Here is a 26874-nt window from a genome sequence, read left to right as displayed (position 1 = left end):
GGCAACAGAATGACGGGTAAAATAGTTCCGTGGAATTGCGGGCGAGGAACTTGCCTCTTCCTTGCGCTTGAAAACACGTGCTAAAGGCTGCACCTTCCTGGATTGGTGTCTGACGTCCGTTGAGTGTGATGTTCTCTCGGCCGTCATGCGACGTACTTACAACGCGAGTATTCTAGGCGGCGAATGTTGAAGAGACCAGGACACGCTGTGTTGTCGGAAGTCGAGCTGGCGATCCTGCCGCGCCTCTCGGTCGTCATTCCGAACCACAATTACGCAGCTTACGTGGGATCCGCGATCCGCAGCGCGCTGGATATACGATGGCCAAACGTCGAGGTGATCGTCGTCGATGACGGGTCGACGGACCATTCACTCCACGAGATCAACGAATTTGCAGACGAAGTCACAATCATCAGCCAGGCGAACGCCGGGCAAATGATGTCCTGCGTGAATGGCTTTCGCAGGTCGTCCGGCGATATCGTCATATTTCTCGATTCGGACGATGCCTTGCACCCTGATGTGATGACGGAGATCGTATCCGTTTGGTCCAAAGCCGCGAGCAAATATCAGTTTCAGATGCGCGTGATCGATGCCGAGGGGCAGCCGACCGGAAACCTCCTGCCGCAGTACTTCTCCTGTCCAACCTCGGAGGACGTCCGCAAGTGGATGGCAACCACCGGCGCTTATCCGACCCCGCCCGGGTCTGGAAATGCCTACCCGAAATGGTTTGTCGAGCGTATTTTCGATTTTGAGTCCGACTTCGTTGATCGGGCTCCCGACAGTTATCTGTTGGCGGCCGCTCCCGCCTGTGGCGAGATCGTGACGATCACCAAACCATTAGCATATTATCGGGTGCACGGCCTCAATCACGGGGCGTTCCTTCAACTAGACGATACCCGCTTTGCCAGAGAGATCGACCTCACGCAGAGGCGGTACGGATTCTTTTCCGAGATCGCACGCACGGAGAAGCTGCCGGTTGCGCCCGATGCGCTTAAGAGTAATTTGATATTTCTTTGCTTGCGGATAGCGTCGTTCAAGCTGCGGCCGGACCTTCATCCAATCGCGGCGGATAGTTCATTGAGCATCGCTGTCGATGCCCTTGGAGCGGCTGCGTCGCCACAAGGCTTCTCAAGGTCGCAGCGTATATCGCTGCTGGCGTGGATCTTCTGCATCCTCATCAGTCCGCGGTACTTTCGTCGTGCCCTGGTGAGTTTGCGGTACGTGCCCGCCCAGCGGCCGAAATGGTTGCGTGCGTTGCTCGGTCGATTCCGCATCATTCGATGATGGGGCTGGCTGGGACACTTCGGTCAGAGAGCCTGAGGACGGATCGACCTCAGGGCAGCGCCTGGCGATTGCGACCATACGCACAGCATTGCCATCAAGATCAGGAATGGAGCCATGGCGAGGTTGCCGCCGCCGAGCTGATAGCAGGCCAGCATTGTCAATGCGAGCATCGAGTTGTCTTTTCTGAATATGGAGAGGACGAGATAGAACAGGAAAATCAGTAGCCCGACAATTCCGTAGTCCGCAACGAGCTTGAGAACGGGATTTCCGCTGCCGCCGAAGTAGGCGGGCGACCGTTCCAATCCGCCGGGCCCGGAGCCGATAAGCACTCTGTCGGTCTGAAAGAGATAGTCCCAGGTCTGCAGTTGTGCGACGTAGCGGGCATAGCCGCTCGACTTGGTTGAACTGAATTCATCAAGCCTACTAACGATGGGATCAAAAGGCTCCGGTGCAATGAGGTACGTTGTACCGATCATCAAGGCAACGGCCGCCCCGATGGCGATAACCCGTAGTGATTTGAGCGGAGCAATCAGGGGATAGACACTCAGGGACACGACGAGCACCAGGAGGCCTGATCCGGACCGGGTGAGCACGTACGAGATGGCGTATAACGGAAGATAGGCAAGTCGCCGCAAAATGAACACATCGACGACAACTCCTATAGCGAGCAATTGGGACAGCGCTCCCGGCTCCATCGGGAAAAACCCGTTCGCGCGCCGATTCAGCGAGCCATAAAATTCCACCGCATTTTGATTGTAGGCGGACTCGACGAGGACGGGATCGAGCGCCGGGATTGTATCCTTGAACGAGAAGATCCGTATTCCGCCGAATTGAAGAACGATCTGGACGATTGCCAGAACGGCGCACAGGCGAACATAGAACAGGAAGACGGGAAGGACCGCCTCGTTGGAGAATCTCGTCGAGGGTCCGAACAGGAAGATCGAATTCGTGACAAGAACCATCGCAAGCGATGCCGAGCTGATCTCCACACCGCGATCGGGAGATTCGGCTGCGGCGACCGCGCTGAAGAGAAACCAGACGACGACGAGTCCGAATGCGAGAGTCTGCGGCCCGCGAATGCTCACCAGACCAACCCACCATCCCCACGCGACGAGCGCGAAGAATCCGAACAGCGAAAAGAAGATCTGTCCGGTTCCAATGAGGAGTCCGAAGCGCTGCATGCAAATGCACAGAATGAAGGCGATGTGCGCGAAAATGACGCTATTGGTCTCGTCGCTTGACGCTGCTGCAGCGCGCTTGTTAGACGAGGTTCTGGCTGGGAATGTGTCGAGGCTCACCATGTTGGGACTCGTCGATTACTGTTTCGTGGCGCCTCGGTTGGTGGGTGCGTCTGGGCACAGGGTAACGATCGCGATCCACCTTGGTCTCTCTCGTGAGGCTGTTCACCCTCTATACTAGAGCCTGTAGCGACTTCCCACATGGAACACAACGCGAGCGCAAGAATTAACCCTTACGTTCATGGTGCCAGAGGTTTGTTTTGCCTCATGGTATTCGTCTATCACGTCGTTCATTCCGGATTACCCACGTTCGATCTGTTTGCCAGAGGGCTGTTGGGTGAAGCGCTGCAGTCCGGAAAATTCGGTGTCGAGTTCTTCTTCGGCATCAGTGGAATCGTGATTCTGCCAAGCCTTTATCGAGCATCCTCGGTCGTGACCTTTATTCTTGATCGCTATGCGAGGATTCTTCCTGTGCTCTGGACGACCGTGATCGCCATCGCGATTTCTGGCTGGCTTTCAGGAAAGGGTCCAAGTCTGCTGTTGGTTGGTGCAAATCTGTTGGCGCCGCCGCCATTTATTGACATCATCCAGATCAATCCCGCGGCGTGGTCGCTCGGATACGAATTCCTGTTCTATGGAGTATGTGCCGTCGTTTTCCTAGTCAGCGGCGTCAGTCGGCCGCTGGCGCTGACGTTAGCCGTCAGTTCGCTGGTCTTGCTCGTGTACTATCCCCGCGCGCTCCTGATGATTGGTGGCGTGCTCATTGCGGAGAAGTACCTATCGTCGACGTCGTTGCAATCGCTGGCGAAGTACCCGGCGATCTTCTTCGTGCTGTTCCTGACTGTCTGGAGAGGCCTCGAGCTTGCCAGTGCAACAGACTACGTTGGCTTTGTCACGCCGGCATATTTGCCATTCCATGACTGGATCTCTGCTTTTCCATTTGTTGTTCTTGGTGGCGTCTTCGGGACTATTTTCCTGCTTGGCATGTCCCGAGGGAACGGCCTGTTCGGAAGAATGCTGCGTTGGCAAATGATGCAGTGGCTTGGAACGATCAGCTTCAGTTTCTATCTCTGGCCGCCGATCGTCATGGCCGGGGTCAAGCTGATCATGTATCGAACGGGCATGGTCGATGCATTGGGGAGCGGATCGCAACTGTTTTTTCTCCTGGCCTCGCTTCCGCCGTCGCTTGTCGTTGCAACGATCAGCCATCGCCTGCTTGAAGTGAAGATGACGGGACAGATTCGAAGCCGGCTTGACCGCGCCGCGAACCGGCAGTCCGGCCGATCAATCAAGCACTCGACGGCACTCAAGGAGGGAACCTGATCGGGGAACAGTCAAATGTTCTTGATTGTTCGACAAGTCACCGCCCCAAAACGATCGCAAGTTGCACGTCTACTTGCGAAAAAGCCGCAGGGCCGTGCGCTTGCGTGTGCCGGCTCGCGACGTGGCAGCGTCACCATTGCCAAAGTCTTTGCGCATTGAGCCGGCACAGCGTTTCTCAGCCGGCTAACAGCCGTACCGAAAGGATCTCGTTGATGTTCGCAGCCGTGCGCAGGCAAGTCCTTTGTGTCGCCTCGATAGTCGTTGCATTCGGATCCGCAACGCCGGCCTGGTGCGCTGGCTGGGAGCTGGTGTTTTCGGATGAGTTCAACGGCGACAAGCTTGATCGAACCAAATGGGCGACCCGATACATCTACAACAACGAAACGATGGATCATTTCAACGATGAAAAGCAGCGCTACCGCGACAACCACGTGGTGTCCGAAGGTACGCTGAATCTGACTGCAAAAAAGAATGAGGGGGCGGACACGTTCGATTCCGGGATGATCCGGAGCCATCAGACATTCTACTACGGCTACTATGAAGCGCGGGTCTTTCTTCCGAATGCGCGGGGATCGTGGCCGGCATTCTGGCTCGAAGCCGATTACGATATCGATGGAAAGTTCTGGCATCCGCCGGAGATCGACATTTTCGAGTACGTCATCAATGGTGTGGAAGACAAGCCGAACATGCTGCACTCGAATGCCATGACTAAAGATAAGTGGACGCCGCAGTCCTACACGTATGTGGACAGCTCCTTCGTGCTCAGGTTTCAGGACATGGTCAGCAAGGAGGATCTGAACAAGGACTGGCATATTGCCGGCTTCGTTTGGGCTCCTGACCGCATTTCGTTCTTCTGGGATGGCCGTCTCGTCTACACGCGCATGTACCAGTGGCTCAGGAAGGATGGCCAACTGGGACCACCGGCGCACATCGATCTCAATTTTGCTATCGGCGGAGCAGCCTGGGCCGGCCGGCACGGGATCGATGATGCGGCTTTCCCGCAGGCGTTCAAGATCGACTACGTTCGCGTCTGCCAGTTCACGCCCTCCGAACGGGGAAGCCGAAAATGCGGTCCGAGCGACGTGACACCGGATCCGAATGATTTTGGATATAGGGCAGCGCTCAACGACATGCCCAAGCCGACATTCCTCAACGTTACGAACGTAGTAGCGGATAAGAAGCCGAACGCGGGGGTATTGTCGCTGGGCACGACCGATCCGCTCAAGATCGAAATTCCGATCAAGATTCCGGACGACTATCCGACAAATCGAACGCTTCACGCGTACGTCTTCGACGAAATAACCGGCGCTATGGTCGCATCGGCAAAGAAGCCGCTGCAACAGGACTCTCGCAAGGAAGGGGAAAATGGCGTCAGCGTGATCGAGTTTGCGCTGCCGGCCGTGCCGCGTGAAGGGAACTATCTGCTGGGCAGCAAACTGACGGCCGAAGTCGCGGGCGAGGTCGGCCCCAAAGAAGTCCCAGTTGCTTGCGACACCACGGTGATCCAACCAAAAAAAGCCAGATCTTGCCGTCTACTGTCGCTGCATGTGCACCGCTGATCGGAGGGGTGCACATGCAGCGTGAGCACAGCTCCGTGTGATCTGAATCAAGCCGAGTACCGCTGATTGCGCTCGGCACGCTATCCGAAGGTCGGTCTGAATTTTGCTTGGCTGTGGCAGGTGAGCCGTCATGCGGGCTTGCCTGTCACGGTCAGTGTCTCTTGCATTGGTAGTTGTCCATGAACTCAAAAGTTCGCGCCGTCAGGCAAATCCTCCGTGGTACATTGCGCGGCAGCCCGAGCCGGCTTTGTGATCATCGCACGTGGCGAAGTGAACATCCGCATACGTGGGTCACTGCCGTCGAGGAACAGGTCCTGACCCGGAAGGCACCGGTTCGATTCGGCAGCCGCGACGCAGGTTTCGGTGAAAGCGTTGACAACAGAATGCCCGAGCTGGGCGTTCTCCGCCTGGACAAGGCCCGCATCCTCGGTCCCGACGGCTGGCTCGTGACGGAGGATGGATCGCTGCTCTACGAGAGCACTTGGTACGGATCGTCGTTCTCGCGCCATCCGCGATCAGTTGCCTATGGGACGCCGCTGCCGCTAAGCGGCACCTGTCTCTCGCTAGCGAGTGATTTCGCCGGAGGGAACTATGGGCACTTCCTGCTCGATTGCCTGGGACGCTTGGCGCTATTCCAGAAAAGTGGCCTGTCGCTCGAGGATGTCGACTATGTCTATTTGCCCAAGCCTGCGTCCGAAACGGCAGCCAAACTCGTTCGCCGGCTTGGAATTCCAGTGCACAAGTGCGTGTGGGCAGGCCAGGAGGACATCCAGGCCGATCTCGTGATCGGCACTTCGTTTCCAGGCTTGCGACGGAATTATGCACCATGGCTTACGGAGTTCTTCCGCTTGCCGGTCGCCAAGTCGCCGCTTCGTCACGACAGGCGCGTATACGTTCCGCGCAAAGGACAAAGGAAGGTTGCCAACGAACAAGAGCTGATGCCTGCACTGAGAAAGTTCGGCTTCCAGATCTACGATTTTGATGACGTTGAGGATGAAGCGGCGTTTTTCTCGGAATGCGCGATTGTCGTTGGCCCACACGGTGCGGGGCTGACCAATCTCGTATTCTGCTCGCCTGGAACGAAAGTCCTGGAGCTGATCCCCTCAGACCACGTGCATCCCTATTACTACACGATCGCTACGTCGGCCGGCGCGCACTATTCTTACATCGTGGGAGACAGCAAGGGAACACGCCCGCGGGGAGCGTTTGGGCCCAGTCCATTCGATTTCGAGGTTGCGCCTGACATCTTCGAGCGCGCACTGGAAACCATCTGTCAATGAACGAGCATTGAAAATGGTCGCTATTGGTGCGCGTACGGCGCTCCCTTTGTCGAAAAATTCAATCGCCATCGGAGCCGCCTGGATCGGCGTGAGCCGGCTGGTGGTTGCCAGTCTCGGCTTGCTGAACACGCTCATATTGGCGAGAATGCTCACGCCGGAAGATTTCGGCCTGGTTGCCGTCGCGACGGCCATCATTGCTGTTCTGACGTCGATGACGGAACTGTCCCTGGCATCGGCGCTCATTCACCACAAGGATCCTAGTGAGGATCAATTCCACGCCGCGTGGACGTTGAGCCTGGCTCGCGGCTGCTTGCTGGCACTCTTGCTCTCGCTGCTCGCTTATCCGGTGGCATTGTCGTACGGCGATGGCCGCTTGATTCCGATCCTGTTGGTCCTGAGCTGCTCGATTGTGATATCTGGGCTTCGAAATCCGATGCTTGCGATGATGCAGCGTCAACTCGTCTTCTGGCAGGAATTTGTGACGAGCAGCAGCCGGGCGCTCGCAACCATCCTCGTCTCATCCGGGATCGCCATTTGCTTCAGGAGCTACTGGGCGCTTATCGCAGGAGCCGTCATCGCCAACTTCATCGATGTCGTCGCCTCTTATCTCATCCATCCGTTCCGGCCGAAATTCCGGATAACGGGGAGCCGCTCCCTATTCTCGTTCTCTGTTTGGCTATCACTCGGACAGGCCGTCAGCACGCTCAACTGGCGTTTCGACCAAATCATCATCGGATATTTTCTCGGGAAATCCGCCCTGGGTGCGTATGTGCTGGGCAGCGACCTGGCCGCCACGCCGACAAGAGAAGCAACAAATCCACTCGCCGGGACACTGTTTCCCGCGTTTGTGAGGCTGAGGGACGACAAGGCCGCCCTTCAACGCGCTTATCTGTCGGCGCAATCAATGCTGTGTGCGATTGCCTTTCCGGCTGGGTTCGGCTTCGCGTTGATCGCCGATCAATTCGTTCCGCTCGCACTGGGTGAAGCCTGGGCAGGCGCGACAATCGTGATCCAGCTCCTCGGTGGTGCAATTGCGTTGCATACGCTCAGTGCGACCGTCCAACCCCTTGGTCTGGCCCTTGGGCAGACGCGCAGGTTATTTCATCGCGACGTTGCGATCCTGATCGTGAGGCTGCCTGTCATCGTGGCGGGCTTGTGGGTCGGGGGGGTACTTGGCCTGCTGGTCGCTCGCGTGGCGGTTACGCTCGGCGGTGTCGTCTACAACATGGTCCTGGTCCGCGAATTGATTGACACTTCTGTCTCCCGACAATTTCTCGTGAATCTGAGGACCGCTTTGTCCACCTGCACGATGATCATTGTCGGTCTTCTGACCAATTGGAGTTTCATCACATCGTTTGGCCATGAGTCTCACGTCTATGCTCGGTTGATCGCCATTGTTCTCGTGAGCGCTCTCGCTTATGTCGGGTCCCTCTTTGGAGTCTGGCGAGCGACAGGCGCGCCGGCCGGGCCAGAGCGTGAGATCCTGCGAATCCTCGGCGCAATTGCCAACAGGTTTCGGGAAACTGGGAAAATCGTCGATGATAACCGAGGAGTCGGGTGAGTAATATGGATGAAAGGTCGAAGCGCCGCGTCGCGCTGGTTACGGGCGTCACCGGTCAGGATGGTGCCTATCTCGCCGAGTATCTGGTCGGGCTAGGCTACACCGTTCACGGCATCAAGCGGCGATCGTCCTCGTTCAACACCGCCCGTGTCGATCATCTTTATCAGGATCCGCATGCCGACAATGTGCGGTTCCTGATGCATTACGGCGACATGACGGATTCGACAAACCTGATCCGTCTAATGCAGCAGATCCGACCAACCGAGATCTATAATCTGGCTGCACAGAGCCATGTGGCGGTTAGTTTCGAGAGCCCGGAGTACACCGCGAACGCCGACGCGATCGGAACGCTGCGGCTATTGGAGGCGATCCGCATTCTTGGCATGGAGAAGGAGACACGGTTCTATCAGGCGTCCACCTCCGAGCTCTACGGCCTCGTGCAGGAAGTGCCGCAGAAGGAAACGACCCCCTTCTACCCGCGCTCCCCTTACGCGGTGGCGAAGCTTTATGCGTATTGGATCACCGTGAACTACCGCGAGGCCTACGGCATGTTTGCCTCGAACGGCATTCTCTTCAACCACGAGAGTCCGATCCGCGGCGAAACCTTCGTCACCCGCAAAATCACGCGTGCCGTTGCCCGCATCGAGACGGGCCTCGAAGAGACGCTGTATCTCGGGAATCTCGAGGCCAAGCGCGACTGGGGCCACGCCAGGGATTATGTCGAAGGCATGCACATGATCCTGCAGGCCGACCGGCCCGATGATTTCGTACTGGCGACCGGGGAGACCCGCTCGGTGCGCGAGTTCGTGGAGCTCGCCTTTGCGGAAGTCGGCCGCAAAATCGAATGGCAAGGCAGGGGCGTCGAAGAAACCGGCCTCGACAAGGAGTCAGGCAGGATCGTCGTGCGGATCGACCCGACTTATTTTCGTCCCACCGAGGTCGATCTCCTGATCGGCGATCCCAGCAAGGTGCGCGAGAAGCTCGGCTGGAAATCCAGGACCCCGTTCGCGCAGCTGGTCAAGGAAATGATGGCTTGCGATTTGCTCGAGGCGAGGCGAGAGGTTGCCAATGGCAAGTACTCCATTTGAACTGGCCGGCAAGACCGTCTTCGTCGCCGGCCATCGCGGCATGGTTGGCTCCGCGTTGGTGCGGCGACTCGCTGAGGAAAATGTCGAACTGCTGACGGCCTCGCGGAGCGAGGTCGACCTGCGTGACCAGACCGCCGTCGATAAATGGTTCGCTGCTAGGCGTCCGCAGGTAGTGTTCCTTGCTGCCGCCAAGGTCGGCGGTATCGTCGCCAACAACACGCTGCGGGCGGAGTTCCTCTACGAAAATCTCGCGATCGCTACCAATGTCATTCACGCAGCGCATGTCAATCGATGCGAGAAGCTGATGTTCTTTGGCTCCTCCTGCATCTACCCCAAACTGGCAGTCCAGCCGCTGCGCGAAGAGTCGATGCTGACAGGCCCGCTGGAGCCGACCAATGAACCCTACGCGATTGCCAAGATCGCCGGCATCAAGATGGTCGAAGCCTATCGCAGCCAGTACGGTTCAAACTTTATCAGTGTGATGCCGACTAACCTTTATGGTCGCGGCGACAATTATCATCCCGAATACAGCCACGTCGTCGCGGCGTTGATCCGCCGCTTCCATGAGGCCAAAACGTCGGGGGCGAAGAACGTCATGGTGTGGGGCACCGGCACGCCGCGGCGCGAATTCCTCTTTGTCGACGATCTGGCGGACGCCTGCATCCACCTCATGAAGACCTATTCGAGCGGCGAGCTCGTCAACGTCGGTACCGGCACGGACATTGCGATCGCCGAATTCGCCCGGGTGGTCGCGGCGACCGTCGGCTATTCCGGCGAGATCAGCTTTGACAGCTCGCGCCCCGACGGCACTCCGCGCAAATTGCTCGACGTCAACCGGTTGGCGAAACTGGGTTGGCGGGCCAAGACCCCGCTCGAGGATGGGCTCAAGCTGGCCTATCAGGCATATCTCGGCGAGAACCGGCAGTCCGGAGAGTAGGAAGCGCACTTCCGCCATTGCGAGCCGACGGTCGCGCACCCGATGTCCGCGGCTGGCGCCATTCATCGGTGGGGCCACGGTGGCGATCACCCCGGAGCGAACCAGCATTTCGGCAGCACGACATCATCCCTATTGGCGACGTTTCTCCTGTCGAGGTCGTGAGGAAACCTTCTGGCAGGCGCTCGGCGAGAAACGCGATCCTTGCGCAAGAACGAGAATTCCATGATCGGCGGGACCTTGAAGTCCCTGTATTCGATGGGTTTGAAGTAATTATTCGGATGAATGTGTACGACGTCGAAGTGCTTGGTGATCTTCTTGAAAACAGCGCCGATCAGCTTGAGACCGATAGGATTGAAAATTCTGTCCAAGGAATGGAACTCGATGATCATGATCCTGAAGCGCTTCAGGTCGTCGCAGCTCGTTTCGATGATAACCTCGTATTCGCCGCCTTCAACGTCCATCTGGAGGATGAGATCGCCGGTCCGAGCGCCCTTTCTCGACATCCAGTTCTCTAAAGTCATGAACTTGGCGTTGTTTTCGTTTCCGAGGAATTTTTTTTCGAAATCGAGCAGGTCATTTTGGGTCGCGGGTGCATCCACCGAGAAGTCGGCGAGGAAGCACGGGATGCCGCGTTCGGCAAGGCCGAGCTCGAAGTCAGAGACGTTGTAGACGCCCGGCGAAAAGCAACCGACGCAGCCTTCGAGGTCATCCGGAACCAAATAGCCGCCATCAGCGGATCCGCCCAGTCGAACTAATTTCTTGTCCGTAACGACAGGGAAAAGGTCCCGGAAGAATTCCCTGAGCTCCTCCTCCTTTGAGGTGCCGGATATCATAACGTCGCTGTTGAGCAGGCGTGTCTTCACGTAGTCTTTTAATAAACCGATCATGCGATGACTCCGAGCTCGCTAACGCGCCTGGGTGCAAGACGTGCTGCAAGAATCGGCATTCCTGCAGGCTCGCTGCCTATGTTCGTTGCGATCAACACATTTGCCTGCCTTAAGACTCCAATAGATTCGATTCTTGTCATGAATATGTGCGGTGGTATCGCTATTCGGCAGTGTTGCCGAGACTTGCCTTTTGGCTGCTAAGCCGATCTATTCCGTGCTCTGGAACCGGTCGGCTTCCGCATCGGCGAGGGGACCGAGTGAGGCACGAGAGCGTAGAGGCGGAAGCGGCTGAGCGCGAAGATCGAATGACAGACGCGGGAAGCTCGCAGCGCAAACATCCGGCGTCCGCGCTGGTGGCGCGCAGATGCGTTGTTTGCACAACCGTTGCGGGTGCTTGGCGCAATGGCAGAAGTGGATTAGTCGAATGGGAAGTTTTGCCGATGCATCGAAAGCCATTCGATGCTGTGATGCGACCGATGGGACCGAACTCAGGACGATGGCCGAAATTCCCATGAAGGATTCTCGTACACTGATTGCAGAACTGCAGGATGAGATCGAAAAGGTCATCGGGCCCCATCTGGTGGGTGTCGAGAATTTCGCGCTGGTGGATTTCCCCAACCACTCCAATGTGGGCGACAGCGCCATATGGTTGGGTGAAGAGACCTATCTGCAGAAAAAGCTAGGTCGAGCACCCTCCTATGTCTGCACCTATGACACCTGGTCAAAGAAGGAATTTGAAAGAGCCGTTCCTGTTGGACCGATCCTTATCCATGGTGGGGGCAATTTTGGCGACCTGTGGCCCAGCCATCAGGAGTTTCGGCTCAGGCTTCTGTCGGAGTTTCCGGATCGCCCGATCATTCAGTTGCCACAAACTATACACTTCTCCTCGAAGGCAAGTCTCAAGCGCGCCGCGGAGATCATCAACTCGCACAAAAAATTCCGGATTCTGGTCCGTGACGTGCAAAGTTTGAATATCGCGACAGCGGAATTTACTGCGCCCGTGGATCTCTGTCCGGACATGGCGTTCTGCCTGGGGGCGCAGAGCTCGCCAGCGGCAGTAACCAAGAAATTGTTGCTGCTGCTCCGAACCGATCACGAGAAGGTAGAGCAAAAGCATTTTCCGCCGCTCCCAAACTTTGCTGTTGTCGAGGACTGGCTCAACGAACAACGAGGCTTGGGAAAGTGGTTGTTTGTCAAGGCGCTGCTCGAGACGGCGCTCCTCTTGCTCAAGGGCAGGACGTCGTCGGAGCTCGACGTGCGCATTCGGTGGTTTCACCTGCTGGCGTCGAATCGTGTAGCCCGTGGAATGAGGCAGGTTGGATCGTCGGCCTACGTGATCACGGACCGGCTTCACACGCACATCTTTTGCGTGTTGCTGAATCTGCCGCACTCGGTTCTTGACAATAATTATGGGAAAATCAGCACGTTCGTCGATGCGTGGAGCAAGCCCTTCGAAAAGTTGAGCCGGCCACTGAGCACGAGTGTGGACGGCGCCCTCGCAAAGTTTCTGGATATCTGCCAGGGCAGTTCGGCGCCGACGGATCAACGTTGAGGGTCGAGCATCATCCTCCGTACGGGCGGTTCGCCGGCTCGTGCGCGTGGACGGTGAACGTTGTTGTGCTCTTTGTGGTCTGGCCCGCATTGTTCGCGCAGGAGATTGTTAGGTTGGCGACCCCTGCCGCCGTGGGAACGCCATTGATCAGTCCGGTGGAAGGGTCAAAGGCGAGCCCCTGCGGCAGTCCTTTGACGGACAAAATCTTCGGCATCATGACGCCGACATCGCACTCCCCATAGATATCGTGGTGATAGCTGTCGCCTGCGGCGGCTGAAAGGGGGGGCGTCGTCACGCGCGGGCCGCGATTGATGGAGAATCGCAGGGGCTCCATCGTTGAGCCGTCAGGTTTGTAGCCGTAAACGACGACATGGGACCGCCCGGGATTTCCCGTAGCGGTGGTGAAGTCCGCCTTGATCGTGCGCGCCGCCGCATCGTACGAAATTCCTTCCGGGAATTGCGTAAACGTCGACTGCTCCGCCATGCCCGGTTCGGAGCTGTCGTAGGGTACGACCTGGACGAATTCGGTGACGCTTGCATCACCCCACAGGGCCTTGGCGCTCGGGAGCACGACCTTGCCGCTGCCGTCATAATCGACATTAAGGTCTTCGACCGAAACCAGCGGCTTCCAATGCGCGACGCCTGCCGTCCGCCAGCCGCGAATCCAATCGACATCGAGATAGGCCCCGGTCGTGGAGCTGGCCCACGCCGCGGCGTCGTACGCCTCGCCCGCGAACGTATTGTTGAATATGTGTGACGTCAGCAGCAGAAATGAGGGCATATTCTTGGTATTGGAGTCCACGCCAATAAACTGGGACCGAAGGGCACTATCGACGTAAAGCTGGGTGCTTCCGCCGTTTCGAAAGACGAAGCTGAAGACGTGGAACGTATCGTCCATATAGTCGAACGGTCCGGCGCTGTTGTCGGTCGAGATTGCCCCCGAGGTGTGGACGATATTGCTGAAATGCATCCCTTGAGAGTTGCACTCCAGATCCCACTCGTTGCCGGTTGGGTTGAGCACGGGTGCAACGGAATAGGTCCAGAATGCTGGATGAAAGCCAGCCGGATTCGTAAGCCTGGAGCTGAACCGAGCACGTATCTCGACGATGACGGCATTGGTGCTCGGGTAGTATGCAAATGCCCCGGCCGTATGGATCATCGCGGAGAGGTGCGGGCGGACGCCTCCGTTGATGGACCGGTCGGTCGGTGTAAGGAATGCCTGCTCGCGCACTGTTGCCTTGCGCGCCCCGAGCCGCAGCACCGAACTGGAAACCGACATGTTGTCGAAGTCGACCGCGACGCCGCGGTTCCGGTCTTTGTAACCTGTCGTTAGCGGGTCGGCATCAAAGCCTGTCCCTAGCGACGTGGTATTGCCGCGGATGCCTGGATGATAGGCGCCAGTCGGGAAGAACTTGCCGCGCGGGTTTGCCGGACCAACGATATCGAGGGCGTCGAAATCGTCACCCCAGGACAGCGTATAGCCCGCATACAACCCGCTGCCATTCTGGCCGACGACGGCGCCACCGACGATCTGGCTGCTTCGCTTGGAGGGCGTGATGGATCGCAGGCGCTGTCGCACACCATCGTTGCTCAGGCCTAGATAAAGTGCTGAGCCAGCAACAGCCAACGATGCGACGAACAATGCTGCCATGGTGCCGTTGATTCGACGCTTTGATGGCATCCACGCCTCTCTTGCCTAACCGTCATCATTTTTGCGGCGTACACATTCACTCGCAAGTGTGGAAACCTTCGGTTTGCACCAACGCGTTCGAATGCGGACCATTTCAGTGTGTAGCCGCAGATTTCGTGCTGACGGGGATAACAATGTGAAACATCGTCGCGAACATGGCAGCCTGGGCGCTTGCCTCCTCCTTGTCAGCAGAGACAAGTTCGCGCTAATCCTTTTGAGATCATGTGCAATGCGGTTCCAAGTTGACAGCGCAGGACTGACTAATCAATGGGCAGCGATCTCAGAGTTGTGGCGATTAGTTTGGACGGTTCCGTGCGCCGCGAGCGCGCGAGTGCAAATCTGGATTCGCTTGGTATTCCCTGGACCTTCTTTGATGCCTTGCGTGTGCCAGCCACGGGGCTCCCGCAATATGATGAAGCGCTGGCCATCCGCTTTTGGGGCAGGGGCCTTTCACGAGCCGAGATCGGCTGCGCAGCGAGCCATATGAGCATCATGGCGCAACTGGGGGCATCGGACACCGACGATTCATGGACACTTGTGGTGGAAGACGACGTCGTTCTCGATGCCGGATTCAGCTTTCGATCGCTTCCGGATATCTGCAAGGCTGCCGAGATCGGTTATCTCCGGCTGTATGGGCGACACATGGCGCCGTGCAAGCACGTGGCCTGGCTGGATCAGCGGGAATTGGTGCGGTTTGAGCGCGCGCCAATGGGAACGCAGGCCTATCTGATCTCCAGCGGCGCAGCGCGTCGATTTATCCACAGCGTGACGACGATCCATCGGCCAGTCGACTGGGAGATGGATCGCTTCTGGGCAAATGGGCTGTACAACTATGGCTTGTTTCCATTTCCATGCCTTGAGCTGACGCTGCCATCCTCGATTGCAAAAGCGGCGGAGTCGCTCCGCGAGCCTACTGCGCTTGACAGGGCGGCATGGTTTGCGTGGAAATCGAAGGAATACGTTCTGCGCTTGTCGGAAAATATTCGCCTTCGCCAGTCCGACAGGCGGATTCGCGGCCGCCTTGCCGGCGTAACCAGTCTTTACGGGCCAATGCCGGGGACAATTCGCGGGGTTCGAAAGCCTGTGATTGATGCCTGAAGGGCGTGCGACGAGGATCTTGCGAGGTGGGTTGGCTTTGCGCCATCGCGCATTCAGGCGTGCTTGCGTCGGATAACGCTGCCGAACCTCAGGAGCGGCCGAACCTCAGGAGCGGCCTCAGGAGTTCTGCCCTGTTGAACCGGAGCATGATCAGCCGGTATGCAAACCAGGAAGGACTCAAGAATAACACAGTGAACCAGACGATATGAGAGGCGGCGGTCCGCCATTGTGTCGTCTCGGTCAGAGCCAGCCATATGCCGCGACGCAGGAGCGAACTCGATGTGTCCATCTCCTGGGCGACATACCTCAGTCCCAATTTTCGGGACGCTAAGCGATAGTTGATAAAGACGATCTCGTTATCGATTGGCCTTGCCGATTGCACATGTACCGACTTCCTGTCGCAATGCGCCTTCAGGATATCGAACTCGGCGACGCGAAACCCGATTTGCCTAGGGAAATCGGGAAAGCGCTGGGCGCGGCCCTGCGCGTCGTTCCGGCTGATATTTCGACCGTGGAGCCGATATTGCCCCAAGATTGCCTGCACCGTGACGACGTCCCCGTAAAGCGGCGCGATCGTGTTGAGAGCGCCATCGTATCCGACGGGCGGATTGAGAGGGATGACCTGACGAAGAAACTCTCTGGAATACGCATTGCCCGACATGACCGGCCAGATGTACGTTCCTGACCGGATAAATTCTGCATGCACGTCCTGTAACGTATACGACGTCGGAAACGCACAAAATGACCGTCCAAGAGGCGTACCAGCGCCGTCGATGAGTTCCAGATTGAACTGAACTTTCGAGAGACCCTCGCGCCAGTGTGCGGCGACATTTTCCACTGCTGTCGGCATCAGGATATCGTCCGCATCAAGGAACAGCAGCACATCGCCTGTCGCTTCGCGATACCCAACTTCGAATGCTGCGATGTTGCCTTGATTTGCCTGAAATATGGCTCGAATCCTGTCACCATACCCGGCGATGATCTGACGGGAACCGTCGATCGAGCCATCGTCGACGACAACAATTTCATCCGCTGGACGCGTCTGATTCAACGCGCTGTCGATTGCGAATCCGACATACCGTTCGTAATTGTAGACTGTTATGACGATGCTAATCTTCAACGCGTCTCGCTCAGGAAATCTGCCAGTGTCATCGAAGGCTATCAATCCATGCGTTGATGAGCCAGAAGTAATTTCACAGTCCGCAAGCATGGTTGGTGAGACAATCGCATGAAAATCGCTCTGATCGATCCGTCACTGTTTACCTGGCCGTATGATCTTAAATTAGCCAAAGGATTGACCGATATTGGGCATGCAGCCAACATTGTCGGGCGCCAGCTTGGGCAGAAGCCGTCCGTCGACGAAGTGCGGTTTCTTGACCGACATTTTTATCCTGGGATGCAGTCGCGCTTTTTCAAGAAACTTCCGCGCAACGTGCAGCTGGGACTGAAGGGTCTCAGTCACGCTGAATCAATGGCTCGGCTGATCAGGCGCTTCAGGAGAGCGCCGCCCGATGTGATCCATTTCCAGTGGGCGCCCTTGGCGATTGTTGACAGCCAGTTCGTTCCCAAGTTCAGAAAGGTCGCGCCAACGGTTCTGACCGTTCATGACTCGAATCCGTTCAACAACAATCCGAGCTCGCGGATACAGCGGATTGGCGCGCTCAAGATTCTGCATTGCTTCGACCATCTCATCGTTCATACGGCCGTTGCACGCGATCGCCTTCTGGGCGTCGGTATCCCGGACGAGAAGATATCCGTTATCGCGCACGGATTGCTGACGGATCATATCGCCCGACCGGCGGACGAGCCTTCGGCCGGTGGCGGGCGCGTTCAAATACTCCTGTTCGGCAAGATAAAGCCCTACAAGGGCGTCGACGTTATGCTTCGCGCACTTGCATTGCTTCCCCGAGAGGTCAGGGCACGTTGCGTGGTGAAGGTCGTGGGCTGGCCGGAAATGGCGATGGAGCCGTTGTTTGCGATGGTGAAGGATCTGCAGCTCGACGACCATGTCGAATTCGACCTGCGGTTCGTTCCGGACGATGAAATGACCTCGCTGGTCGCGCACGCCGACATCCTGGCTTTTCCGTACCGAGACATTGACGCATCGGGGGTGCTGATGCTGGCGATCGCGGCGGGACGTCCGATTGTCGCGTCGAACATTGGAACCTTTGCCGAATGGCTGAGCGATCGGGCAGAGGGAACGCTCGTTCCTCCAGATGACCCCGCCGCATTGTCCCGGTCACTCGAGCGGCTAATTGATGATCCTGATTATCGAAACTCCAAGGGACAAGCAATGCTGGATCTGCGCGACTCCGTGCCGACGTGGACCTCAATTGCCCGCCTGACCGAGGTCGCTTATGCGAAGGCGGGCCGGCATGCAGACGCACCGGTCAGCGCCCAGGTTCTGCAGGATTCAGGAAACTGAAGGGGTCATCTGCCAGGTGGTCTGGCGGATCGACAGGATGCCCCAGAAAAAGCCAAGTGCCCACGCGAAGTGCATCACGACAGCGGCCGGCAGCGCAAGCAACCCGCAAATCGAGCGATGCTTTTGTGCAATTGTCACTGCAGTAAGCCCAAGTATCGCCAGATAAGCCATCGGCAATGTCAACAGTACAGGTGCGAATGGAGACAGAACGATGGCGCAGAACATCAACGCGACGTGAGTCGGTACCAGGAACTGGCGCAGTCGCAACGATCCGGGATGCCGTCTCACGGTTCTCGATCGACCGCGACCGTAGTTGAAGTACTGCTTCGCCAGGCTCAGAAAACCCGACCTCGGTCGATATGAAAGGCGGATGTCCGAATCCAGAAATATCCGGCCGCCGATTGCACGCAGCCGGCAGTCAAACTCTGCATCTTCATTGTGAGTGAAGGTTTCATCGTAACCACCGGCCCTGCGAAAGGCGTCGATGGTCATCGCTGCGTGATGTCCATGATCGACAAAGCCGCTTTTCTTTCCGCCGCGATGTGCCGATCCGCCCGAACCGACCTTTGTGTCCGATACCCAGGCGACGGCCTTTTGCAGGCAGCCGTCACCGCGCGAGTCCATAGGGACCACGACCGAGTCGGCTTGGCGCTCGTCCAAGGTCTTGAGGAGGCGCGAAATATAGTCCGTCGGATATTGGCAATGGGCGTCACACCGCACCAGGACCTGCGCTGCAGCACCGTAGACTTGTACGGCCAGATTAACCCCGGCGCTCTGCAGCCGCTGCGGATTGCGCAACAGATGGACGCCGGCAATCTCCTCGGCCAGCTGGCGCACAATGTCAGCCGTCTCATCGGTGCTGCCGCCATCTGCAACCACGATTGTGCGATCTTCATGAACGCTGTCGCTAGCGAGGTTACGGACAACGGTCTCGATGTGGGGAGCCTCATTCAATACCGGTACGACGATCAGGACTTTTCTGGACACGGTTTAGCTACCATCCTGCGGTTCTTTGCTCAATCCGTTGGCAGGCACAGCATTGTTCTCTGATGCTCGCCAACGGATGTGTCGACGGTCAAATATAACAATGGCCAACTCGTGACCTGCCGCTCTTTTGTTGCCTTGATCAGCCAGTATGCTCAGCTACCAAGCCATAAAATGGCGATATATTTTGGTGGATACTGTATGGCCGATCGCCTGAAGATCCGGCATCAAACCTGACCGGAGCGATATGTGAAAATTGTTGTCGCCGTCTTCGCGTTGTTGCTCGCGCTATGTCATCCTGCATCAGCTGATCCGATGACACTTGATTTTTCATGGGGCGGGACACGCGGCTGTATCACACTTTTCCCAAATCCCGAGATCCGACTGAGCAATGTTCCCGTGGGCGCCACGTCGATGTCGCTCACACTAGCGCAAGGCACCCGAGAGATGGGAGGCCAGGACGTTCCGGTTCCCCGTAACGGCGTTGTGCCGTCTGGGACGGTCCGGACATTTGGTCCTTGCAAGCCTGGAATGTACGAATGGACCGCTCTGGCGAAATCATCGACAGGGCAGGTTCTCTCGGAAGCGCATCAAACGCGGTTCTATCCCGCGGACGAAACCGCCACGAGGCAATAGTTTCATAGCAATGCGCGCACCAAGGATACCGCTCGCGGCTGCATCCGACACGAGGGGCCGCAGGGGCGCATTTGTCGATTTTGTCAGATGGTTGCTGACCTAAATTCGATGTGACGAAAGTGTCGAGGCCTTGCAACTGCGCGTTCCCGGTTCCTGCGTCCCACCTGCGGCTGCGTCGGAGCCACGCATCGCACCAACTCAGGCCACAATTGCTTTAGATAAGGATCAGCTGGAATTTGGAAGTCGGAGAGTTGACAACAAGAATTTGTGACGAGGAGTAAATGTTGGCGCGAACGAGGCGAATCCTTGTAACGGGCGGTGCCGGCTTTTTGGGTTCGCACCTCTGCGAACGGTTGGTAAGCGCCGGAAACGAAGTTTTGTGTGTCGATAATTTCTACACCGGCTCAAAGGATAATCTGACTGGATTGCTTTCCAACCAAAAAGTTGAAGTAATCCGGCATGACATCACATTTCCTCTCTATGTGGAAGTCGACGAGATATTCAACCTCGCGTGCCCGGCCAGTCCAATTCATTACCAGCACGATCCTGTTCAAACGACCAAAACGAGCGTGCATGGTTCCATCAACATGCTTGGGCTGGCCAAGAGGATACGCGCAAAAATTCTGCAGGCGTCGACTTCGGAAGTTTACGGTGATCCCGAGGTTCATCCGCAAGACGAAACCTATTGGGGCAGGGTCAATCCGATCGGGCCGCGCTCGTGCTACGATGAGGGAAAGCGGTGCGCGGAAACACTGTTTTTCGACTATCGGCGGCAACACAAGCTTTCGATAAAGGTTGCCCGCATCTTCAATACTTACGGTCCACGTATGCGTCCCTATGACGGGCGTGTCATTTCCAATTTCATTGTGCAGGCACTAACCAATCAACCAATCACAATTTACGGTGACGGGCAGCAGACACGCTCATTCTGCTACGTCGATGACCTGATCGACGGTCTGGTCCGGCTGATGAACACATGTGATGACGTCGTCGGTCCTATGAATCTCGGCAACCCCGCTGAGATCACAATGCTTGAATTGGCCGGGATGATCGTGGACCTCACTGGATCCAGATCGGCTATCGAATTCATGCCGCTTCCGATCGACGATCCCAAGCAACGCCGACCCAACATCAGTTTGGCCCAGAAATCGTTGGGATGGCTTCCATCCTTCTCGTTGCGCGACGGCTTACGCAAAACCATTGCATATTTCGAGAGCCTAATGATTGCGCGGGGAGCGGAAGCGGCGAGATGAAAAAGACTGTTCTTGTCACTGGTGGTGCTGGCTACGTCGGCTCGCATTGCTGCAAGGCGTTTGCGATGGCGGGCTGGAACGTCGTGACGCTCGACAATCTTTCCCGAGGCTGGCGCGATGCTGTGCGCTGGGGACCGTTGGTCGAGTGCGATATTCGCAATTCAGCCGGCGTACGCGCAGCGCTGGAAACCTACAAGCCTGACCTCGTCGCGCAGTTTGCGGCACTGGCTTATGTCGGCGAATCGGTGGCTGATCCCGCCATTTACTACGATAACAACACGAGAGGAACGCTTGCCCTCCTGGATGCCATGCGGGCGGTCGGCTGTTCGCGCGTGCTCTTTTCCAGCACGTGTGCCAGTTACGGAGTACCCACGCGCACCCCGATAGACGAAACGCATCCGCAGGCGCCGATTAGTCCCTATGGATGGTCCAAGATGATTATCGAGCGTATGCTCGAGGACTTCGGTCGCGCGTACGAGATGTCGTCGGTTTCGCTGCGCTACTTCAACGCGGCGGGCTGTGATCCTGATGGCGAGATCGGCGAGCGCCACGAACCGGAGACGCACGCCATTCCGCTGGCGATCGAAGCGGTGCGCCGACCCGATCGGCCTTTCACCATTCTGGGAACGGACTTTCCGACGCCGGACGGCACTGCAATAAGGGACTATATACACGTCACTGACCTGGCGCAGGCCCACCTTCTGGCAGGTGACATGCTGGTGGCTCGAGGCGGTACTCATGTCTTCAATCTCGGTACGGGGGTTGGCACGAGTGTGCTCGAACTAGTAGAGGCGGTGAAGCGTGTCTCCGGAAAGGACCCGGTCGTCCGCCGCGGCCCACGCCGCCCAGGGGACCCGCCCACGCTCGTCGCCTCCTTTGCCAAAGCCAAGCGGGAGCTCGGTTGGAGCCCGTGGCAATCCGAGATCGATTTCATTATCAAGACCGCACTGAGGTGGAGCGATAGCCACCCGCCGGCATGATTGCGCACGAAGATGATCGACACCTCATTCGCAAGAATTGGATTGGGAAGAGGCGTGACGCATGTCTCCGTGACGTCGGCGTCCGATGTTGCGGAAACGACGTTGAGCGAGGGCATGACGGTGTTCTGGCGTGCCAACCAACCGATCGGCCATGTGCTGATGCATGAAGGCCAGATAACGGACGCCAGGATCGATCATATCAACGACAGCTTTCTGTCAGCTGTCGACTCCAAAGTGCGAACCCCGACGAAAGTGAGGCTCTCGGCGAGCGTGGTGATCTGCACGCGCGATCGTCCGGACGAGCTGAGCAAATGCTTGTCGTCGTTGCCGCGGCAGACCCATCCTCCACGAGAAATCATTGTGGTGGACAATGCATCGCGCGATCGGAGGACGCGGGATGTCGCGTTGGCCGCGGCAGCAACTTATATTCGCGAGGATCGCCCCGGTCTGGATATTGCGCGCAATGCCGGCGCGCTCCAAGCGACCGGAGATATTGTCGCCTATACGGACGACGATGTGCTGCTTCACCCGCGCTGGCTGGAGCAACTGACATCTGCGTTTGACTCTCCCGAGATCGGTGCAGTGACTGGGCTTGTGCTTCCCGCCGAGCTCGCGACCGAGGCGCAACGGCATTTCGAGACGTATTGGGGATTTGGCAAGGGCTATCGCGAACAGGATTACGACCCCGCAGTTTTCCGATCTCATCGCGGCCAGGTTCTTGCCGCGTGGGAGATCGGCGCCGGAGCGAGCATGGCGTTCCGGCGCGAGGTGTTTCAGGCCGTCGGGCTCTTTGATGAGCGCCTGGACGTCGGTCAGGCCGGTTGCTCGGGCGACTCGGAGTACTGGTATCGATTGCTCGCGGGCGGCTACACGTGTCGTTATACTCCGGCGTCAGTCGCATTCCACTTTCACCGCAGTACAATGGATGGACTGGCCAGCCAGATCTATCACTACATGCGCGGTCATGCAGCCGCACTTTTGGTGCAGTATGAGCGAACGGGGATCTCGGCGAACCGGTGTCTGGCCTACTATTACAAGCCGCGTTGGTATCTCTATCGGCTGCTCCGGAATGCAATGGAAGGAGGGAGCATTCGCGACCGCTTCCTCAAAGAGGAGGTGACGGGGTATTTCGCCGGATTGCTGTTCTATCATCGCCGAAGGTTTCGAAGATGACGGCCCATCCGCGTACGTCCGTCGTGGTGGCCGCCCGCGATGCTGCAGGTACCATTGCCGAAACGCTTGACGGCCTGCTCGCGCAGCGCGACCTCGACTGGGAAGCTCTTGTCGTGGATGACGGTTCGACCGATGCCACGGCCGCGATCGTCGCCGAATATGCGGCGCGGGATTCCCGCTTTCGGGTTCTGCAGTCTGGCGGAGTAGGCGCTTCAGGTGCCCGCAATAAGGGAATTGCAAGCGCGCGCGGCGAACGAATACTGTTCCTTGACAGTGACGATTGGATTGATCGGTCCTTCCTTGCCCGAATGAATGATGCGCTGGATCTCGATCCTTCGGCGGTGGCTGCCTATTGCAACTGTTGCCGGGTCATGCCTGACGGCAGTGAATCTCCCGTTCGCTGCGATCCGGCCATCCAGGACAACGCCTTCGAGCGGTTCGCTCGTACGTGTGCCACGTTCATTCATGGCGTGCTCGTCTTGAAGAGCGCTGTTGCAAAGGTCGGCGGCTTTGAGGCCAGCCTCCGCACGTGCGAAGATTGGGACCTGTGGCAACGGATCGCCCGCTGCGGCGGCAGGTGGATCCATGTTGATGAGAAATTGAGCTATTACCGGACAAGCGACCGTTCACTGACGCAAGATGTCAAACGGATGCTGGCCGACGCGCAGGTGGTCATTGCTCGCGGATTTTCGAGTGATGATCGCGTTAGCGCGCCGGCACCCGCACATCGGGCGGGAGCGTCAACTGCATACGGCGGCGCCGCGGCGGCGTACGCGTACTTCGCGCTCTGGTGTGCCGGATTTGAATGCGGGCGCAGAAACGCCAGCCATCCAATGCTGGAAACGCTCAGGGACATTCCAAAAGCCCAGACGGCGGCGGACGAGATCACCAGCGTCCTGCTCGAAGCCGTCGTGGTCGGCGCCAGAACGGTGCCTGCCAAGTTGGCGGAACGGTGGTCGCAGTACGGGGACGGGGTAACCGGCCTCATCTTGGCAATCGGCTGTGCGTGGAACGACCCCGCGGCGGGGCGAAAGTGCCAATACAGGTTTGAGCGGAAAGTGCTCGAGTATGACGACCTTTCGGCACCCAGGGTGCTCACACTGACGCTCGGCATGCGCGTTGACCTTCGCCGTATCGCCACCATCAGGCCGATCGGGACCATTGATCGATTATACGTCTATCTCTGCGACGGCCCTCGCATCCTGGCGCTGCTGGATATTGGTGCCCTCGGCACTATCGACAGCCGGTTCTGGATCGCGCTGGCCTCCAATGGCCTGGTTCATTCCCAGATCAGAGCACAGCTCGGAAATCTCGTTCGTGCAAGAATCGAACTTCACAAGTGGACCGGAATGCTTCGTCGTTTCATGCGAGACGGCCGAGATACTCACCGGGCGCGACTGCGCGAGCTAGCCTCGCGAGCTTCAGGCCAGGCGCGGCCGCTGGCCATTTCGGGTATACCCGATTCCAGCAGCCGGATTCGATGTGCCGAAAGGTCTCGACACACCGCGCGCAAGCAATTTTGGGAAGGTCTGTTCGAGCAGGAAGATCCCTGGAACTACGGTTCGCCGTATGAACAGGAAAAGTACAGCCGGCAACTTGAGCTCCTTCCAGACCAACCAGTGGACGACGCGCTTGAGCTTGCCTGTGCGGAGGGACATTTCACGCGGCAATTGGCTCCCAGGGTCAAGCGCCTCCAGGCCACCGATATTTCGACTAAGGCGCTCGATCGCGCCCGTGTCCGGTGCAATGGGCATCAGAATATCGAATTCTCCCAACTGGATTTGTCCGCCAATCCGCTCCCGCAGGACATCGATCTGATCGTCTGCTCCGAGGTCCTTTACTACCTCGATGACGAGGCTGAACTCCAATCGGTGGCGAAGCGACTGGTGCAGGCGCTGCGTCCTGGCGGTTACCTGGTGGTTGGGCACGCCTTTGTGCTGAAGGACAACATGTCGCGAACGGGGCTCGACTGGGAGAGTCCGTATGGGGCGGAGACGATCACGCGAATTATCCAGAGCGTACCCGGACTTGCCCTGGAGACGTCGATCGAGACGGAGCTGTACCGTATCGATCGATTCAGGCGGTTACTCCCGGGTGAAGCTGCCCCTGACACACAGGTGAAATGCGCGGCTATCGACGCCCCGATTGAAGTCGAGGTTGTGCGGTACATCGTGTGGGGTGGTGCCGTCGCGCGCAGGTCTGACGTCGCGCAATCCGAAAGACGCGCGCACGCTCCGGTCCTGATGTACCACAGAGTTGCGGTTGAAGGACCACGTGAATTGGCGCGGTACCGGCTGTCTCCCGATGCGTTCCGGCAACAGATGCTGTGGCTTCGCCGCAATGGATACCATACCATCAATTCGGATCAGCTCGCCTGGTTCGTGGCAAGCAATCATCCGTTCGTCGGCAGGCCGGTGCTGATCACCTTCGACGATGGGTACGAGGATTTTGCCGAGCATGCATGGCCGATCTTGCAGGCAAACGATTTCTCGGCAGAGGTGTTCGTTGCGACCGACTTCGTGGGAAAGCGGGCGGAATGGGATGCTCCGTTCGGAGAGCCCGCTCCACTGCTCGACGCGGTCAGGATCGCCGGGCTTGCCGCCGAGGGCGTATCCTTTGGTAGCCATTTGGCGAGCCATCCGCGCGGCGAGGAACTTGCGACCTGGACTCTCGCCGAGGAATTGACGCGATCTCGTGCACAGTTGGAACGATGGCTTAGGCGACCCGTAACGTCACTTGCCGCGCCTTTTGGCTCCACAGATCAGCGGCTTGGAATTCTCGCAGCCGAATGCGGCTACAAGACGCTGTTCAATACTGTCAACCGGGCCGCCACACTAAGGGACAATTTGTTAGACCTGCCGCGAATTGAGATCAGAGGCGATTTTACGCTGGACACATTCGCGCGCTGCCTGGAGCAGTATCAATGAATATGGATGCGTTTCTGGTCGGTGTAGTTATTCCGGCCTTCAACGCCAGTGCAACGATCGACGAGACGCTTCGCAGCGTCAGATCCCAGTCGCACCGGGAGCTGGAAATTATTGTCGTGGACGACGGCTCCACAGACGACACGGTCGCAGTTGTGCAGCGGCATCTGATTCAGGATTCTCGAGTAACAATCATAGAACAAAGTAATGCGGGGGTGGCGGCCGCTCGGAATGCGGGCTGGCAGGCGGCGCGCGCGGACTTCGTCGCGTTCATTGATGCTGATGATCTCTGGACGCCCTGCAAGATTAAACGACAGCTTCAAGCCTTGCTTGATGGAGGAGAACGGACTGGTCTTGTCTACAGCTGGTATGACTGGATCGATGCCGATAGTCGCGTAAGCGCCAGGTCCGATCCCGTGTTTCATGCGGGCGAGGTGCTGGACTATCTCTGTCAGGGAAATTTCATCGGCAACGGCAGCTCGTCACTGGTCCGCCGAGAAGCCCTCATAGTTTCAAAAGGATTCGAGAGTGGACTCAGGGCATCGGGGGCAGAAGGCTGTGAAGATCTGCTGTTCTATTGCCGTGTCGCGGAAGCGTATCGTTTCGCGGTCGTGCCCGAGTACCAGATTGGATATCGCTACCTCCCGAACAACATGTCGAGCAACAAGACCCGGATGTTCCGGTCGTGGATGCTGGTCGCGGATGAGATCATGATGCGGCACCCCGAGCGCGCGGCGCTCCTTGACCTGGGCTTCAGAAACTATGCGCGTTGGTTGCTTCGGAGAGCTCTGACGGGCGGTGAGTTGTGGTACTTCGTTTCAATCTTTGGACTCCTTTTCAAACGGAATCCCTTGCTCGCGCTCAGGGTCGCGGTGCACGATGTGCCGCGGGATACCGTCTCGGAAATCCGGTGGAAATGGCGTCATCGGCGTCGCAGGGCGGTTCGACCCCCGGCTTCGTTGTTTGCCATCGGCGATCCCAGTCAATCGCTATGACACAACACGC

General features: G+C 57.8%; 20 protein-coding genes. 15 read left to right on the top strand and 5 right to left on the bottom strand.

The window, feature by feature from the left end:
• Window positions 1-210: 210 nt before the first annotated feature.
• The gene (locus ABIB91_RS35865) at window positions 211-1281 is read left to right on the top strand and encodes a glycosyltransferase family 2 protein (protein WP_007595327.1); all 1071 of its coding nucleotides are present in this window, start codon (window positions 211-213) and stop codon (window positions 1279-1281) included.
• Between the two features lie 23 nt (window positions 1282-1304).
• On the opposite strand, the gene ABIB91_RS35860 is transcribed toward ABIB91_RS35865, so the two are convergent.
• Entirely contained in the window at window positions 1305-2582 is a 1278-nt protein-coding gene (locus tag ABIB91_RS35860) for an O-antigen ligase family protein (RefSeq protein WP_007595325.1), read from the bottom strand.
• 138 nt (window positions 2583-2720) lie between these two features.
• Between ABIB91_RS35860 and ABIB91_RS35855 the strand changes: the two genes are divergently transcribed.
• The 6 genes from ABIB91_RS35855 to fcl all read left to right on the top strand — a co-directional run bounded on the left by ABIB91_RS35855 (window position 2721) and on the right by fcl (window position 10267).
• Window positions 2721-3842 carry an acyltransferase family protein gene (locus ABIB91_RS35855; protein WP_219684432.1) on the top strand — a complete coding sequence of 374 codons (1122 nt, stop codon included), beginning with the start codon at window positions 2721-2723 and terminating at the stop codon, window positions 3840-3842.
• Window positions 3843-4054: 212 nt separating this feature from the next.
• Window positions 4055-5401 carry a glycoside hydrolase family 16 protein gene (locus ABIB91_RS35850; protein WP_354171517.1) on the top strand — a complete coding sequence of 449 codons (1347 nt, stop codon included), beginning with the start codon at window positions 4055-4057 and terminating at the stop codon, window positions 5399-5401.
• A gap of 179 nt (window positions 5402-5580) precedes the next feature.
• Complete coding sequence (locus tag ABIB91_RS35845; RefSeq protein ID WP_007595320.1) at window positions 5581-6681, top strand: glycosyltransferase family 61 protein; 1101 nt, start codon at window positions 5581-5583, stop codon at window positions 6679-6681.
• A gap of 13 nt (window positions 6682-6694) precedes the next feature.
• The gene (locus tag ABIB91_RS35840; protein WP_246649361.1) at window positions 6695-8242 is read left to right on the top strand and encodes a lipopolysaccharide biosynthesis protein; all 1548 of its coding nucleotides are present in this window, start codon (window positions 6695-6697) and stop codon (window positions 8240-8242) included.
• Between the two features lie 5 nt (window positions 8243-8247).
• On the top strand, window positions 8248-9330 hold the full coding sequence (gmd, locus tag ABIB91_RS35835; RefSeq protein ID WP_035993338.1) for a GDP-mannose 4,6-dehydratase: 1083 nt from the start codon (window positions 8248-8250) through the stop codon (window positions 9328-9330).
• Window positions 9311-10267, top strand: a complete 957-nt coding sequence (gene fcl / locus ABIB91_RS35830; protein ID WP_007595314.1) for a GDP-L-fucose synthase — start codon at window positions 9311-9313, stop codon at window positions 10265-10267. Before gmd ends, fcl begins: the two co-directional genes overlap by 20 nt.
• 86 nt (window positions 10268-10353) lie before the next feature.
• Here the strand turns inward: fcl and ABIB91_RS35825 are convergent, their stop codons facing one another.
• Entirely contained in the window at window positions 10354-11154 is an 801-nt protein-coding gene (locus tag ABIB91_RS35825) for an FkbM family methyltransferase (RefSeq protein ID WP_007595312.1), read from the bottom strand.
• 424 nt (window positions 11155-11578) lie between these two features.
• Between ABIB91_RS35825 and ABIB91_RS35820 the strand changes: the two genes are divergently transcribed.
• A complete protein-coding gene (locus ABIB91_RS35820) occupies window positions 11579-12706 on the top strand; it encodes a polysaccharide pyruvyl transferase family protein (RefSeq protein WP_007595310.1) in 1128 nt (375 codons plus the stop codon).
• Window positions 12707-12716: 10 nt separating this feature from the next.
• Here ABIB91_RS35820 and ABIB91_RS35815 read toward each other — a convergent pair whose 3' ends face one another.
• Window positions 12717-14387, bottom strand: a complete 1671-nt coding sequence (locus tag ABIB91_RS35815) for a putative Ig domain-containing protein (protein ID WP_219684435.1) — start codon at window positions 14385-14387, stop codon at window positions 12717-12719.
• 276 nt (window positions 14388-14663) lie between these two features.
• On the opposite strand from ABIB91_RS35815, the gene ABIB91_RS35810 reads away from it, so the two are divergent.
• Entirely contained in the window at window positions 14664-15494 is an 831-nt protein-coding gene (locus ABIB91_RS35810) for a glycosyltransferase family 25 protein (protein WP_007595306.1), read from the top strand.
• An 88-nt stretch (window positions 15495-15582) separates the two neighbouring features.
• On the opposite strand, the gene ABIB91_RS35805 is transcribed toward ABIB91_RS35810, so the two are convergent.
• Window positions 15583-16614: a glycosyltransferase family 2 protein gene (locus ABIB91_RS35805; RefSeq protein ID WP_007595304.1), complete on the bottom strand. Its 1032-nt coding sequence runs from the start codon at window positions 16612-16614 to the stop codon at window positions 15583-15585.
• Between the two features lie 108 nt (window positions 16615-16722).
• On the opposite strand from ABIB91_RS35805, the gene ABIB91_RS35800 reads away from it, so the two are divergent.
• Window positions 16723-17919, top strand: a complete 1197-nt coding sequence (locus tag ABIB91_RS35800; protein WP_219684436.1) for a glycosyltransferase — start codon at window positions 16723-16725, stop codon at window positions 17917-17919.
• Here ABIB91_RS35800 and ABIB91_RS35795 read toward each other — a convergent pair.
• Complete coding sequence (locus tag ABIB91_RS35795; RefSeq protein ID WP_007595299.1) at window positions 17908-18906, bottom strand: glycosyltransferase family 2 protein; 999 nt, start codon at window positions 18904-18906, stop codon at window positions 17908-17910. The genes ABIB91_RS35800 and ABIB91_RS35795 overlap by 12 nt on opposite strands.
• Before the next feature lie 914 nt (window positions 18907-19820).
• Here ABIB91_RS35795 and ABIB91_RS35790 point away from each other — a divergent pair.
• Genes ABIB91_RS35790 through ABIB91_RS35770 form a run of 5 tightly spaced genes read left to right on the top strand, consistent with a single transcriptional unit; the run spans window position 19821 to window position 26864 of the window.
• Window positions 19821-20792 (top strand): UDP-glucuronic acid decarboxylase family protein, encoded by a 972-nt coding sequence (locus tag ABIB91_RS35790; protein WP_007595297.1) that lies wholly within the window; start codon window positions 19821-19823, stop codon window positions 20790-20792.
• Window positions 20789-21772 carry a UDP-glucose 4-epimerase GalE gene (gene galE, locus ABIB91_RS35785; RefSeq protein WP_007595295.1) on the top strand — a complete coding sequence of 328 codons (984 nt, stop codon included), beginning with the start codon at window positions 20789-20791 and terminating at the stop codon, window positions 21770-21772. The genes ABIB91_RS35790 and galE overlap by 4 nt, the downstream gene beginning before the upstream one ends.
• Window positions 21773-21784: 12 nt before the next feature.
• Window positions 21785-22945: a glycosyltransferase family 2 protein gene (locus tag ABIB91_RS35780; protein ID WP_198288247.1), complete on the top strand. Its 1161-nt coding sequence runs from the start codon at window positions 21785-21787 to the stop codon at window positions 22943-22945.
• The gene (locus ABIB91_RS35775; protein ID WP_219684437.1) at window positions 22942-25872 is read left to right on the top strand and encodes a trifunctional glycosyltransferase/class I SAM-dependent methyltransferase/polysaccharide deacetylase; all 2931 of its coding nucleotides are present in this window, start codon (window positions 22942-22944) and stop codon (window positions 25870-25872) included. Before ABIB91_RS35780 ends, ABIB91_RS35775 begins: the two co-directional genes overlap by 4 nt.
• The gene (locus tag ABIB91_RS35770) at window positions 25869-26864 is read left to right on the top strand and encodes a glycosyltransferase family 2 protein (protein WP_007595290.1); all 996 of its coding nucleotides are present in this window, start codon (window positions 25869-25871) and stop codon (window positions 26862-26864) included. Before ABIB91_RS35775 ends, ABIB91_RS35770 begins: the two co-directional genes overlap by 4 nt.
• The last annotated feature ends 10 nt before the right edge of the window (window positions 26865-26874 follow it).

Source organism: Bradyrhizobium sp. JR4.3, from assembly GCF_040547695.1.
GTDB lineage: Bacteria > Pseudomonadota > Alphaproteobacteria > Rhizobiales > Xanthobacteraceae > Bradyrhizobium > Bradyrhizobium canariense.
Note: the sequence above shows the minus strand (reverse complement) of the source record. Positions and strands in the feature narration are given on the sequence as shown.

Coding starts and splice junctions, on each gene's coding strand:
- ABIB91_RS35790 (WP_007595297.1), top strand. CDS start 19,821: ATGTTGGCGCGAACGAGGCGAATCCTTGTAACGGGCGGTGCCGGCTTT.
- ABIB91_RS35815 (WP_219684435.1), bottom strand. CDS start 14,387: ATGCCATCAAAGCGTCGAATCAACGGCACCATGGCAGCATTGTTCGTC.
- gmd (WP_035993338.1), top strand. CDS start 8,248: ATGGATGAAAGGTCGAAGCGCCGCGTCGCGCTGGTTACGGGCGTCACC.
- ABIB91_RS35840 (WP_246649361.1), top strand. CDS start 6,695: ATGGTCGCTATTGGTGCGCGTACGGCGCTCCCTTTGTCGAAAAATTCA.
- ABIB91_RS35825 (WP_007595312.1), bottom strand. CDS start 11,154: ATGATCGGTTTATTAAAAGACTACGTGAAGACACGCCTGCTCAACAGC.
- ABIB91_RS35855 (WP_219684432.1), top strand. CDS start 2,721: ATGGAACACAACGCGAGCGCAAGAATTAACCCTTACGTTCATGGTGCC.
- ABIB91_RS35770 (WP_007595290.1), top strand. CDS start 25,869: ATGAATATGGATGCGTTTCTGGTCGGTGTAGTTATTCCGGCCTTCAAC.
- ABIB91_RS35775 (WP_219684437.1), top strand. CDS start 22,942: ATGACGGCCCATCCGCGTACGTCCGTCGTGGTGGCCGCCCGCGATGCT.
- ABIB91_RS35810 (WP_007595306.1), top strand. CDS start 14,664: ATGGGCAGCGATCTCAGAGTTGTGGCGATTAGTTTGGACGGTTCCGTG.
- ABIB91_RS35860 (WP_007595325.1), bottom strand. CDS start 2,582: ATGGTGAGCCTCGACACATTCCCAGCCAGAACCTCGTCTAACAAGCGC.
- ABIB91_RS35800 (WP_219684436.1), top strand. CDS start 16,723: ATGAAAATCGCTCTGATCGATCCGTCACTGTTTACCTGGCCGTATGAT.
- fcl (WP_007595314.1), top strand. CDS start 9,311: ATGGCAAGTACTCCATTTGAACTGGCCGGCAAGACCGTCTTCGTCGCC.
- ABIB91_RS35780 (WP_198288247.1), top strand. CDS start 21,785: ATGATCGACACCTCATTCGCAAGAATTGGATTGGGAAGAGGCGTGACG.
- ABIB91_RS35850 (WP_354171517.1), top strand. CDS start 4,055: ATGTTCGCAGCCGTGCGCAGGCAAGTCCTTTGTGTCGCCTCGATAGTC.
- ABIB91_RS35820 (WP_007595310.1), top strand. CDS start 11,579: ATGGGAAGTTTTGCCGATGCATCGAAAGCCATTCGATGCTGTGATGCG.
- ABIB91_RS35845 (WP_007595320.1), top strand. CDS start 5,581: ATGAACTCAAAAGTTCGCGCCGTCAGGCAAATCCTCCGTGGTACATTG.
- galE (WP_007595295.1), top strand. CDS start 20,789: ATGAAAAAGACTGTTCTTGTCACTGGTGGTGCTGGCTACGTCGGCTCG.